Origin of the sequence: Collinsella sp. WCA1-178-WT-3 (M1), assembly GCF_009696325.1 — a bacterium.
GTDB lineage: Bacteria > Actinomycetota > Coriobacteriia > Coriobacteriales > Coriobacteriaceae > Collinsella.
This window is the reverse complement of record NZ_VUME01000005.1, coordinates 89,697-102,636: the sequence shown is the minus strand read 5'-3', so window position 1 is coordinate 102,636 and position 12,940 is coordinate 89,697. Positions and strand designations below refer to the sequence as shown.

General features: G+C 61.0%; 11 protein-coding genes. All 11 read right to left on the bottom strand.

All coding sequences use genetic code 11. The annotated features are described in order from the left end of the window. Positions 1-510, bottom strand: a complete 510-nt coding sequence (gene ybeY / locus FYJ40_RS04720) for an rRNA maturation RNase YbeY (protein WP_154516304.1) — start codon at positions 508-510, stop codon at positions 1-3. Continuing rightward, a complete protein-coding gene (locus FYJ40_RS04715) occupies positions 507-1,493 on the bottom strand; it encodes a PhoH family protein (protein ID WP_154516301.1) in 987 nt (328 codons plus the stop codon). The genes ybeY and FYJ40_RS04715 overlap by 4 nt, the downstream gene beginning before the upstream one ends. After that, entirely contained in the window at positions 1,474-2,766 is a 1,293-nt protein-coding gene (locus FYJ40_RS04710; RefSeq protein WP_370450600.1) for a MiaB/RimO family radical SAM methylthiotransferase, read from the bottom strand. The genes FYJ40_RS04715 and FYJ40_RS04710 overlap by 20 nt, the downstream gene beginning before the upstream one ends. A 9-nt stretch (positions 2,767-2,775) precedes the next feature. Then, positions 2,776-3,924 carry a molecular chaperone DnaJ gene (dnaJ, locus tag FYJ40_RS04705; RefSeq protein ID WP_370450599.1) on the bottom strand — a complete coding sequence of 383 codons (1,149 nt, stop codon included), beginning with the start codon at positions 3,922-3,924 and terminating at the stop codon, positions 2,776-2,778. An 81-nt stretch (positions 3,925-4,005) separates the two neighbouring features. Then, entirely contained in the window at positions 4,006-5,109 is a 1,104-nt protein-coding gene (locus tag FYJ40_RS04700; protein WP_195838552.1) for a DnaJ domain-containing protein, read from the bottom strand. 58 nt (positions 5,110-5,167) lie between these two features. Beyond that, positions 5,168-6,400: a coproporphyrinogen-III oxidase family protein gene (locus tag FYJ40_RS04695; RefSeq protein ID WP_370450598.1), complete on the bottom strand. Its 1,233-nt coding sequence runs from the start codon at positions 6,398-6,400 to the stop codon at positions 5,168-5,170. Positions 6,401-6,402: 2 nt separating this feature from the next. Further along, positions 6,403-7,446 carry a tRNA dihydrouridine synthase DusB gene (gene dusB / locus FYJ40_RS04690; protein ID WP_154516292.1) on the bottom strand — a complete coding sequence of 348 codons (1,044 nt, stop codon included), beginning with the start codon at positions 7,444-7,446 and terminating at the stop codon, positions 6,403-6,405. Between the two features lie 4 nt (positions 7,447-7,450). Further along, entirely contained in the window at positions 7,451-9,262 is a 1,812-nt protein-coding gene (gene lepA / locus FYJ40_RS04685; RefSeq protein WP_154516289.1) for a translation elongation factor 4, read from the bottom strand. A gap of 96 nt (positions 9,263-9,358) precedes the next feature. After that, on the bottom strand, positions 9,359-9,625 hold the full coding sequence (rpsT, locus tag FYJ40_RS09005; RefSeq protein WP_022094714.1) for a 30S ribosomal protein S20: 267 nt from the start codon (positions 9,623-9,625) through the stop codon (positions 9,359-9,361). Between the two features lie 133 nt (positions 9,626-9,758). Then, positions 9,759-10,721 (bottom strand): DNA polymerase III subunit delta, encoded by a 963-nt coding sequence (holA, locus tag FYJ40_RS04675; RefSeq protein ID WP_154516284.1) that lies wholly within the window; start codon positions 10,719-10,721, stop codon positions 9,759-9,761. A 78-nt stretch (positions 10,722-10,799) separates the two neighbouring features. Beyond that, the gene (locus tag FYJ40_RS04670; protein ID WP_195838551.1) at positions 10,800-12,497 is read right to left on the bottom strand and encodes a DNA internalization-related competence protein ComEC/Rec2; all 1,698 of its coding nucleotides are present in this window, start codon (positions 12,495-12,497) and stop codon (positions 10,800-10,802) included. Positions 12,498-12,940 lie beyond the last annotated feature (443 nt).

The window sequence follows — 12,940 nt, the reverse complement described above, 5'->3', positions numbered from 1 at the left end:
CTAGTCGTGGGCATGGTTGGTGATGGGGCCGACGTGAACCAGCTTGGGGTCCTCGCCGCGCTCGAGCGCCAGATCGCGCAGGATGGCGTCCTCGCGGGCCTCCATGACCTCGGCCTCGTCGTCCTCGATATGATCGTAGCCCAGTAAATGCAACATGCCATGCACGAGCATCAGGCGGCACTCATCGGCAGGGCTATTGCCAAAGCCGGGGGCCTGACGGGCAATGACCTGCGGGGCCAAGATGATATCGCCGAGCTCGAGCGTCTCGTCGGCTGGGATATCCTCGTCAAAGGCCGAGTCGCATTCAAACGAGAGGACATCGGTGGTACGGTCGATACCGCGCCACTCGTGGTTGAGCTCGTGCATCTCATCCTCATCGACATACGAAAGGGAAATCTCGACTTTTCGCTCAACGCCCTCGGCAGCAAGCACGACCTCGCAGATGTGCTCTACCTCCTGCGCGACAAGCAGCGTATCGAGCTCGGCATCGTTGCTGATCAATACACTCAACGGGACTCCTTTCGGTCGCGCACGCGTTTCTCGCGCACGTCATCATAAGCATCATATGCCTCGACGATTCGCCCCACCAAGGCGTGACGCACCACGTCGGCACGCTCGAGGTGCGAAAACGCGACATCGTCGACACGACCCAAATTCTGCTCAACGTCGGCAAGACCGCCGCGACGACCTACCAAGTCACGCTGGCTCAGGTCACCGGTAATCACAAACTTGGAGTTAAAGCCCAAGCGCGTCAGGAACATCTTCATCTGCTCGGGCGTGGTATTTTGAGCCTCGTCGAGCACCACGAAGGCATCGCTCAGCGTACGACCGCGCATGTAGGCAAGCGGGGCGATCTCGATCACGCCACGCTCCATAAGCTCATCGGTGCGCTCGCGATCCATCATGTCAAAAAGGGCGTCGTAGAGCGGACGCATGTAAGGATTGATCTTTTCCTCGAGGGTACCGGGCAAAAAGCCCAAGTTCTCCCCCGCCTCGACAACCGGACGCGTCAAGATCAGACGGCCCACCTCGTGACGCTTGAGCGCGGCAACGGCGAGTGCCATGGCCAGATAGGTCTTACCGGTACCGGCAGGACCCAAGCCAAACGTGATGGTATGCGAGCGGATGGCATCCACATAGCGCTTTTGACCGAGCGTCTTGGGGCGAATGGCACGACCGCGATACGAAAGCAGCACATCATCGCGAAGCGACGTAGCCCCGTACTCACCGTCGCGCAAGACGGCCAGGCAGCGAGAGACATCGTCGACAGACAGCGTCCGTCCGGCGGCAGCCTCGCGAAAAGCATGCTCGAAAAAGCGCGCCACGAGCTCGACCTCGTCCGGGTCACCGCACACGGCGATACGGTCGCCACGGGCGACCACGTGGGCGCGAACCAAGCTCTCGAGCGCACGAAGGACGCCGTCGCCGGCACCCAAAACGCGCGAGGGATCAATTCCATCGGGAACGGTAAGTCTAATCTTCGAGGCTTCCATGAACCTCCCTGCGTGCATGGACCAAGCCGGAATCATCGACTCCGATGATAGCAACATCGAGCAGGCACGGGGCTGTGAGTCCGCAGGTATCGTCAAGACGGGCATGATGGAACGAACCGAGCGTCAGGTTGTCGCCATACTCGAGCACGGCACGCTCGACGGTGCCCACGCGACGGCGGGCGTCGGCAATGGCGAGTTCCTGCGCCGCGGCTCGCATACGACGGCTGCGCTCAGCCATAACCTCGGGCGGCACCTGGTCGGGCATGTCGGCAGCAAGGGTACCGGGACGCTTGCTATAGCGGAAGACATGCATGCGCGAAAAGCCCACGCGACGGCACAGCGCCAGCGACTCCTCAAATTCCGCGTCCGTCTCGCCGGGAAAACCGACGATGACGTCGCACGAAAGGGACGCCTGAGGCAAGTTGGCGCGGATCATACGCACCGTCTCCTCAAATGCCTCGGCGCTATAGGGACGGCCCATGCGATGCAGGGTCGCCGTACAGCCAGACTGCACGGGCAGGTGCAAAAACGGGGCGATGCGCTGCGGATAGCGCGCCATGACCTTAAGCAGGGGCTCGGAGATATCCATGGGCTCGACCGAGGAAATGCGCACATGAGGAATAGACGTACGCTCCATGATTGCCTCGAGCAGCTCATCGATCTCGACGTGTTCGTCAGTCGCACTCTTGCCATCGTAGGCGCCCAGGTTCACGCCCGTCAGCACCACCTCGGGCACGCCGGCCTCCTGAGCCTCACGAACTTGTTCGAGCACAGACTCGACCGGCACGGAGCGCTCGGGGCCGCGGGCCTTCCACACAATGCAATAGGTGCAACGATGGTTGCAGCCGTCCTGGATCTTCACACCCAGACGCGAGCGACCGAGCGCGTCGACCACATCGCCGTCGCTACAGGCGGCCACGCTATCGGACTCAACGCCCAGCACCTCGCAGACGCGTTCGGCGACATCGATCTTAGACGGCTCCGCGATCACGCGGTCCGAAAGCTCCAGAAGCTCCTCGGGGTGCAAATTGACAACGCACCCGGTCACGACCACATAGGGCTCTTTTGGATGAGCCAGCGCATGGCGGACGGCCTTACGGGTCTTGGCCTCGGCCTCGCCCGTAACGGCACAGGTGTTAATGACGATCAGCTCCGCATCCTGAGGCTCCACCATTGCAAAACCCAGGCGCATAAGATCGGCAGTGATACGGTCGGACTCAACCCGGTTGACACGGCAGCCGAGGTTGACAACAGAGATATGAGGTGCGAGCACGCGGGCTCCTTAATCGAGGATGTCGTCGAGAGCGCTCTTAATGCGATCGGTCACCGATTTCTTGCCGGAAGCGACATCGTCGCCCGACTCGGCGGCGAAAGTCTCGAGCAGCTCGCGCTGCTTGGCGGAAAGGTTCGTGGGGACGAGCACGCGCAGCTGAACGATCAAGCGTCCACGCGAGCCGCCACCGCCGATACGGGGCATACCGTAGTTGTTGACACTCACGGTGTCGCCGTACTGCGTACCGGCGGGGACGCACACCTTGACGACCTCGTCGGGCAAAATGCCCTCAACCTTAATCTCGCAGCCGAGCGCAGCCTGCGCAATCGAGATATCGCTCACGAGGTACAGGTCGTCGCCGTTGCGTTTAAAACGCTCGTGATCGGCGACGCGCACGTTGACGATCAGGTCGCCCGAGGGCTCACCACGAAGGCCTGCCTCGCCAAAGCCGCTCACGCGCAGCTGGCGACCGGTCGAGACGCCGGCAGGGATATCGATGTCGATCTTTTCGTGCGAAGGCGTGCGGCCCTGACCGTCGCAGGTCTCGCAGGGATGGTCGATGACCGTGCCTTCGCCATGGCAGTCGGGGCAGGGCGAAGAGGACTGAACCTGACCCAGGAACGAGCGCTGGACCGTCGTGACATAGCCCGTGCCGTGGCAACGGCTGCACTGCTTTTCGGCCGCACCCTCCGCCCTACCGGTGCCATTGCAATCATCACAGGGGGCAAGGCGGTCATAGCTGATCGTCTTTTTGCAACCGAGCGCCGCCTCCTCAAGGGTCACCGAAAGGGAGATGGCCATATCGCGGCCGCGACGACGCTCGCGGCGATTTCGGGCGCCACCGCCGGCACCGCCGCCAAAGAACGACGAAAAGAGGTCATCCATGCCCATGCCGCCAAAGATATCGTTAATGTCGACATAGCCGGAGCCACCGGGGCCGTCGGGCGAACCGTAACGATCGTAGTTTGCACGCTTCTGCTCGTCGGAAAGAACGGAATATGCCTCGTTGAGCTCTTTGAACTTGGCCTCGGCATCGGGGTCGTCCGAAACGTCCGGGTGTACGATACGGGCCTTCTTTAGAAACGCGCGCTTAATCGTCCGCGCGTCGGCATCCTTGTCGACGCCAAGTACCTCGTAGTAATCCCTATTTTCCGACACGACCGAATCCTTCCGACTTTCATTATTGTCACAGTGCGTCCTATACCCAAGCTGGGCCGACCGCAAACAAAGGGTTTGATGTTATTGCATTGCGTAGGGCGAAAGCATGGCACGTTGCGAGCAGCTCGCAAACCAAACCGACACGAGAGCAAACATAAATCCGTTGGCAAAACCGTTGGCAAACTGCATCGCGCCGCGCTTCCACCACAGCAGGCTGCGGTGAAGCACGCCGTCCGAGAGCACCATGAACAAGCCCATGGCAAACGGAACAAAGCACATCATGGCAAAGGCCGAGAACACGCCCGAGATGGCCGACAGCACCAAAAAAGGCGCCACGATGCCCATCAGGTAAAAACCGGTACGAGCCTTGCCCTCCAGGCGTTCGGCCTCGACATGGGCGCGCCCGACCAAATCGCCGCCCGAGGCACCGTTGGTGCCGGCGTGACCCATGCCGTCAATATGGACCTCGTCGCCATCATGCGTGCCGGCAGGAAACTCAATCGTCTGCTCGGAGGTCACACGGGTCCGCCCGCTGCCACCGCAATCGGGGCAGGGGTCGGCGACGACCTTACCGGAACCGCCGCACTCGGGGCAGACCGACTGGAACGTGCCGGCACCAAACAGGAAGGACAGGTCGACGTCGATGTGGCCGCGACCGCCGCAGCTCGGACAGGTATGTGCATGCTCGGACGAGACAGAGCCCGAGCCTCCGCAATGACCACAGGTATCGAAGCGCGTATAGCGGACGGTCTTGCGGGCACCGCCCTTGGCCTCCTTGGCGTCGAGCTTAATATCGACGACCACGTTGGCGCCGTTCTCGGGATTATAGGCAGCCTGGCTGCGACGCTGCTGGCCCCAGGCGCCACCAAAGGGAAAGCCGCCCTCAAAGGGATTGCCATAGCCTGCGCTGCCGGCGTAGCCGCCGCCATAGGGCGAAGCAGTAGGAGCGCCGGCGAAGGGATTGCCCGAGCGCATGGCATCATAGCGCGCACGCTTCTGCTCGTCCGAAAGCACGGCATAGGCCTCGGAAACCTCTTTAAACTTTTCCTCGGCATCCGGCTCTTTGTTGACGTCCGGATGGAGCTTGCGGGCCTTTTGCTGAAAGGCCTTCTGGATATCACGCGAGGTGGCGTCCTTGGAGACACCCAAGATCTCGTAGTAATCTTTTTCGTTCATCGTCGCCATGCGCGGCAACCTCCTGCTCACAGCAGCGTATATATTGCGGTAATTCTACCCGAGCGGCCTAAGCTAGACCCCAAAACAGCTCGAACAGCATATTTCCATCGAGCCAGCCCAAGTGGGTGGGCGCTAAACGGGCGCGGGCGCGACCCGCTACAACATCTTTTGAGGTGATGCGCCCCGCATGCCCCTCGACATCATCGGGTACCCAGGTGGCAAGGCCCAACTCGAGCGCACGGTCGCAGGACGCCGCCAGCTCGTCTTCAGGAATCACGCTTGCCGAGCGAACCAACAGGTCGGGCCCAATGCCACGCGTCATGCGACAGGCGAGCATCAAATCCTCCGCCGCCGCCTCGCGCTGCGACAGATACTCGGCATCAAACGTCGTCGCGGCATCGTCGCGTTGCACCAGACGCACGCGATACGCATCGCCGCGAGCGGGCACGTCGGGATAAAGCCCGGCCAAGCGATCGAAATCATCGGCGTCGAACATGCCCGCGGCAGAGCGACCCAGGCCCAGATAGCCCCGTCCGGTCCAATAGGCGATGTTATGCGAGCACTCATGTCCGTCGAGTGCATAGCTTGCCACCTCATACGGGTGATAGCCGGCCGCGCCCAGACGCTCGCGCGCCGCTTCCATACACGCAGCTTGAAAATCCTCGTCGGGCTCGAGCGACTCGTCGCAGAACGCCATGCGGTAGAGCGGCGTGCCTTCCTCGAGCGTGAGGGGGTACACCGACACATGATGCGGCGCCGCTGCCAACACGCCATCGAGCGTGCGCTTCCAACTCGCTGCGGTCTGCCCGGGAAGGCCGCACATAAGGTCGCACGACACATCGAGTCCAGCGTCCTTAACCGTCGTGATGGCAGCGAGCGCCCGATCGGCATCGTGAATGCGGCCGATGGCAGTGAGTTCGGTGTTATCGAGCGTTTGCACACCCAGAGAGACACGTGTGACACCAACCTTGGCAAGCGCAGCGGCAAGCTCGGCGGTCAGCGACTCAGGATTAGCCTCGCAGGTAAACTCAACGGGCTTGCACCACATGCAAATACGCCGGGCAAGCTCCACCAGACGCTCTCCCGCCAGCGACGGTGTGCCGCCGCCAACATAGACGGTGCGGACCTGTGCAAGCGCCCCGGTGTCTCCAAAGGCATCAAGGCGCGTATACAGCTGCTCAAAATAGGCATCGAGCGCAGCGCTCAGGTCGCACGGAGCAAAACTGCGTGAGTCAAAGTCGCAGTACCGACACCTTTGAGCGCAAAACGGCACATGCACGTACAGCGCGGTAACGGCCACCGTTAGGCCTCCAGCGGATGAGCGGGCACCGACTCGCCAGCGGCAAGTGCGGCCTCGCAGGCCACCACATCGCGCTCGATATCATCGACCAATGCCATGAACTCCTCATATGTGGAGCAACGCACCACCTGGGCACGCCAGGCGGCGGCATGGGGCATGCCCTTTAGATACCAGCTTGCATACGTACGGGCACGAGACATGAGCGGCAGAAGCTCATGCGTCAGCGTGAGATGCTCGCGCAGGGCGTCCAGGCGCTCGACAGAGCTGCGCACCGGCACCGGTACGCCATTGAGCGCAAGGGCGCGAGCATCACCAAAAACCCAGGGATTACCGTAGATACCGCGTGCGATAAACACCGCGCTGGCACCCGAGTTGCGCAGATGCTCCGCGGCATCCTCGGCCGAGAACACGTCGCCCGAACCGATGACGGGAATCTCGACAGCATCGGCCACCTCATCGACGACCGACCAATCGGCCTGACCCGTATAGAGCTGCGTGGCACAGCGACCATGCACCGCCACAGCAGCGGCGCCCGCCCCCTCGAGCATCTGGGCAAACGTCGCGGCATTGCGATCTTCGGCGTAAAAGCCTTTGCGGATCTTAACGGTCACGGGCACGTGCGCCGCGCCCACCGCCGCCTCGACGATCTTCTCGGCCAGCTCGGGCGTGCGCATGAGCGCCGAGCCCTCGCCTTTGGTGACGACCTTGCGAGCCGGGCAGGCCATGTTGATATCGATCAGCGACAGGCGATCGCCCACACGCTCCTCGACGGCAGCGACGGCGCTCGCAAATTGATCGGGCTTGGAGCCAAAGAGCTGCACGCAGATCTGCCGCTCCTCGTCGGCCGGCAGCACCAGGCGCCACGTCTTATTGCTGGCATAGGCAAGGCCCGCCACGCTCACCATCTCGCTATAGGCAAGAGTGGCGCCGCGGCAGCGGCACATGATGCGGTAGGCGGGATCGGTCACGCCGGCCATGGGAGCCATAAGGAACGGCTGCTCGGCATAGGCACCCAGCAGCCGCGTACTGTATTCGGAAAGCGCCATGGAACTACTCGTCCACCTTGAGGATCGCCATAAAGGCCTCTTGCGGGACCTCGACCGAACCGATGGCCTTCATGCGCTTCTTGCCCTCTTTCTGCTTCTCGAGCAGCTTGCGCTTACGCGAGATATCGCCGCCATAGCACTTGGCCAAAACGTCCTTGCGGCGCGCCTTGACAGTCGAGCGGGCAATGATCTTGTTGCCGATGGCACCCTGAATGGGCACCTCGAACAGCTGGCGCGGAATAATTTCCTTAAGCTTGTCGCACAACCCGCGGGCCAGCCCATAGGCCTTGTCCTTGTGCACGATAAACGAAAGCGCGTCCACCTCGTCGCCCGAAAGCAGGATATCGAGCTTGACGAGCTCGGAGGGACGATACTCATTGAACTCATAGTCGAGCGACGCATAGCCCTTGGTGCGGCTCTTGAGCTGGTCAAAGAAGTCCAGGATGAGTTCGGCGAGCGGCATGTCGAAGCGCATCTCGACCGATTTGCTCGTGAGGTGGATCATGTCGGTCGTAATGCCACGGTGCTCGATAGCGAGCTGCATGACGGCTCCCGTATACTCGGGCGGGCAGATAATCTTGGCCTTGAGGTAGGGCTCCTCAATGCGCTCGATGCGCGTAGCCTCGGGCAGATCCTGCGGGCTGCGGACATCAATCATCTCGCCGTCGGTCTTGTAGACGTGGTAGTCCACCGAAGGGCTCGTGGCGATGAGGTCCAGGTTGAACTCGCGCTCCAGACGCTCCTTGACGACCTCCATATGCAGCAGGCCCAAGAAGCCAACGCGGAAGCCAAAGCCGAGCGCCACCGAGGTCTCGGGCTCCCACACCAACGAAGGGTCGTTGACATGCAGCTTATCGAGAGCGTCACGCAGGTTCTCATAATCCTTGTTGTCGATCGGGAACAAGCCCGTATAGACCATGGGCTTGGCCTCACGGTAACCGGGAAGCGGCTCAGGGCAGGGATTCGACGCCCACGTGAGGGTATCGCCCACGCGAACGGCCTCAGGGTCCTTCAGGCCCGTGACCACGTAGCCCACCTCACCGACCGTCAGCGCGTCGACCGGAGTCTCGGCGGGACGCTTGACGCCCACGCCATCGACCAAAAAGTCGCCCTCGGCCTGCATCATGCGAAGGGTATCGCCCTTCTTGATGGAGCCGTCAAAGACGCGGACCGTGGCGACGACGCCGCGGTACTCGTCAAAATACGAATCCAGGATGAGCGCCTTGAGCGGCGCCGTCGCATCGCCCTTGGGCGGTGAGATCAAAAAGACGATGGACTCAAGCAGATCATGGATACCCTCGCCGGTCTTGCCCGATACGCATACGGCATCGTCGGCAGGAATCGCAAGGTCATCCTCGATCTCGGTCTTAACCTCGTCGGGGTGTGCCGACGGCAGGTCGATCTTGTTGATAGCGGGCACGATATCCAGGTTGGCGTTCATGGCGAGCGTCGCGTTGGAGACGGTCTGCGCCTCGACGCCCTGCGTGGCGTCGACGACGAGCACCGCACCCTCGCAAGCGGCAAGCGAACGCGAGACCTCATAGGTAAAGTCCACGTGGCCCGGCGTATCGATCAGGTTGAACTGATACGTCTCGCCATCGTCGGCGTCATAGGAAACGCGAACGGCATTGGACTTGATCGTGATGCCGCGCTCGCGCTCGATATCCATGGTGTCGAGCAGCTGCGATTCCATGTCGCGCTCGTCGACGGTATGGGTGAGCTCGAGGATGCGGTCACTGATCGTGGACTTGCCATGGTCGATGTGCGCAACGATCGAGAAGTTGCGGATGTGGGAAATGTCAATTGAAGTATTCATGCGGACTATCTTACCCGAGCGGTACAAAAAATGGAGCCTGTTCCATAAAACAGGCTCCATTTATGCGCGTAATCTGTGTGGTGTGAAATTTACAACTTAGGCGTTGATGCTGTTCACGAGCTTGGCAAGACCGGACTTGCGGTTGGAAGCCTGGTTCTTGTGGATAACATGCTTGGCGGCAGCCATGTCGAGACGCTTGGTGACGGTCTTGAGGGCAGCCTGGGCCTTCTCGGCGTCGCCCTCGGCGACGGCGGACTGGACGTGCTTGGTCAGCGTCTTGAGCTCGGACTTGACAGCCTTGTTACGCATGCGAGCTGCCTCATTGGTGCGGATACGCTTCTTCTGAGACTTGATGTTTGCCACTTCTGGAGTTCCTTTCGAGTTCCTTGCAAAAAATGTATGACACCTCTGAGACACGGTGAGGTCATGCAAGCGCCTACTATAGCACGCTCCCCCTCAAAGGGATAGAACGAATTTGTCAAATAGACAGGTATCATCACGATTTTCTCAAGATGTTCGTAATCCAGAGCAAAAGCGCGTTCTGAGAATCGGCCGAACCCTTAAGAGCGAGCTCAACATCGACCGCGGCCTCGAGCGCCGCGACGAGCTCCGCCATCGAAAAGCGGCGTGCCCAGGTCAGGTGATTCTTAACCTGCCAGGGTTGAAGCTTGAGCGTCGCGGCAAGCTCGCGACCCTGCCCACGCGCATCGAGTGCCTTGGCGACGATAAGCTCGCGAATGCGTCCGCACAGCAGCGTGTAGGTCCACACATAGCTCTTGGCGGGTAGCAGCCCAAAGAGCTCAAGCGAGCGGCGCATATCACGAGCCGAGACCGCGTTGAGAAAATCCCAGGGCTGAACTTCGGCCGTGCGCACGATCCAGCGTTCCACATCGGCAAGCTCAATTTGCGGCGCATCGACCATCTGGGCAAGCTTGGCCAAGTCGTTGTCGAGCATGCGAGTGTTTTCACCCGAACGCGAGACGAGTTCCTCGGCGGCCGCCGTCGAGATCGACTTGCCGTGCTGCGTCGCCATCTGCTGCACGCGGCGCGGTAGCTCCCAGCGCTTGGTGCCGGAGCAATCGATCACGGCCTTCTTGTCGATCTTGGCGATCGCCTTATACAGGCGCGTGTTCTTGGCAAGCGAGTCGGCGATGATGAGACAGACCGTTGTGGGGCTTGGACTCGCTAAATACTCGACAAGCGGCTCCGAGACCGTCTTGGCGAGCTTTGAGCAGCCGTCAAGGATTACCAAGCGAAACTCGCTGCCCATGGGAAACGTGTTGAGCGATCCGATAATGGACTCGATATCGGGGTCCTTGGTCATGTCGCGCTCGTCGAGGTTGAACTCGACCATACCCGACTTTTCCAGACGTGCTTTCATACGCGAGACGGCGTGGTCGCGCTTGACTCCGTCGGTACCGACGATCAGATATGCCGGCAGCAGACCGGTTTCAGACATCGCGCTCCCCTCCCGCAGGCTCTCCTGTTCGTACCGTGCCATTCTATCCCACGGGTTGGTCCCGCGCCAACGGCAGCATCACGGTCGCTGACATCGCATGGCAAAACCGGCCGCAGTCGGCGAGACGGTAATGTCGCCTCTCTCGATAGTGCATGCGAACGCGCCGCCCGCATCGCCAACGGCATCGATGCAGGCATCGGATGGATGGCCGTAGCGGTTGCCCTCGCCCGCGCTCGCAATAGAGAGCTCGGGCTTAAGGGTTTCCAGCAGGTCTGTATCGATGGAATCTTTTGAGCCGTGATGCCCCAGCTTGAGCACATCGATATCACCCACCTCCTGTACAAACTCGCGCTCCTGATCGAGCTCGGCATCACCGGTGAGGAGCATACGCAGGCTTTTGCCTTCCTGAGCATAGGAGAGCAGCAAGACAAGCGAGTCCTCATTGCCCTCACCGTCAACCGTATCAAACGGCCACATCACACGAGCCCGAAATGCGCCAATATCGACTGTGTCTCCGCGAGCCACCTGCCGATACGTGACGCTTGGGCGATTCAGAACCTCAGCAGGCGCGCTGCCCAGCGCATCCGCCGCAACCGCAATGGTTCCCACCGAAAACCGATCGAGTACGTCGGGAAGACCGCCCCAATGGTCTTCATCCCAATGCGTCACGAAGACGGCGTCGATATGGTGGACGTTATTGCGAACCAACGCCGACACCACGCGCGCGTCGAGCCCACAGTCGACGAGCGCCACGGCGCCACCCTGACGAACCAGAATCGCATCGGCCTGGCCAACATCAAGGACTGTCGCCGAAGGCGGCGCACATCGATCCCAATAGACATACGGAACGCCCGCTACAAGCATCAAACACAGCAGCCCCACTGCCATGGGCCGCGCGCGGGGGCGTGGCCACAAGACCAAGAGGAGCACCAGCGAAAAAGGCACCACGTATACCAAGGGCGTATCGGGCGGCACGCTTACGGATGCGCCCGGAACGACAGCAAAGAGCTGCTCAAAGAACAGGGCACAGCGAGCGATAGCCACGGGCACCACAAGCGCCCCGTGGCGCAAGAGCGGCACAAGCGAGCAAGGCACCAGCACAACCGAAGATGCGAGCAGCACGCTTATCACCGGACCGATCACGGCATTTGCAAGCGGGGCAATGAGCGAAAACATCCCAAATGCGGGAATGGTTACGGGAAGTGTCGCGATCTGTGAGCACAGCGTGACGGACAAAATACTGGCAACCCCCGATGGCACGCCCAGCTCGCCCAAGGCGTAGGTAGCGTAGGGGCAAAAACAAAGGATGGCAAAAACACTGGCGCACGATAGCTGAAAACCCATCTCGAACAATACTGTCGGACGCAGCAACATAAAGATTGTCATGGTCAAAAATAGAGCCGAAAGGCCATGCCGACGACGTCCGGCGCCGTTGACGACAAGCGTCACCGCCACCATACAGCACGCGCGCACGGCCGAGGGCGAAGCGCCCGTAAAGACGGCATAGGCAGCGAGGGCCAGCACCAACAGCCCTCTCTGCAGCCCACGAGAGAGGCGAGTCTTTTGCAGGGCGCTCTCAATCACAAACCCAACGATGGCAAGATGGCTGCCCGAGACGGCGATAAGATGTGCGGTGCCCGTTACCGAAAACAAATCGCCCGCCGGCTGAGCACGCAGCTCGGAGGAGCGTCCGCAGACAACGCCGGCAATGAGCGAGCGCGCCGGATCGGTCTCGGGCGCGATAACGGCAAGGAGCTCGTTTCGCAGCCAAGGCAACGGCCCCGGAAAGCCTTCGTCAACCGATACCAACCGGATGACCTTAACTTTTCGAAGCTCGCCCCGAAGCACGCGTGAGCGCCCATACGCATCATTCTCAAAACGCGACATTCGACCGATAGCTTGCACATGCGAACCGGCGCCGAGCTCACGATCACACGACAGCCGTATCTCGCCCAAGCGCTTTCCACCCGCATATGAATCACAGGTATAGGAGTACGTCCCGTCATTGATGGATGGATCACCCTGTACAACAAACTCGAGACTGCTCGCAGCTCGATTATCCAGTGCCGTCGAAGCACGCAACGCCCCTATCGCCCAACCCGCGGACACGACCGCTCCCGCCAGGAGGCCGAGGGCCGCGGCATACAGCCATCGCCTCCACCGCACAAGACGCATACAAAACCGAGCCAACACGATGCACGCGGCAGCCGAAACGGGAA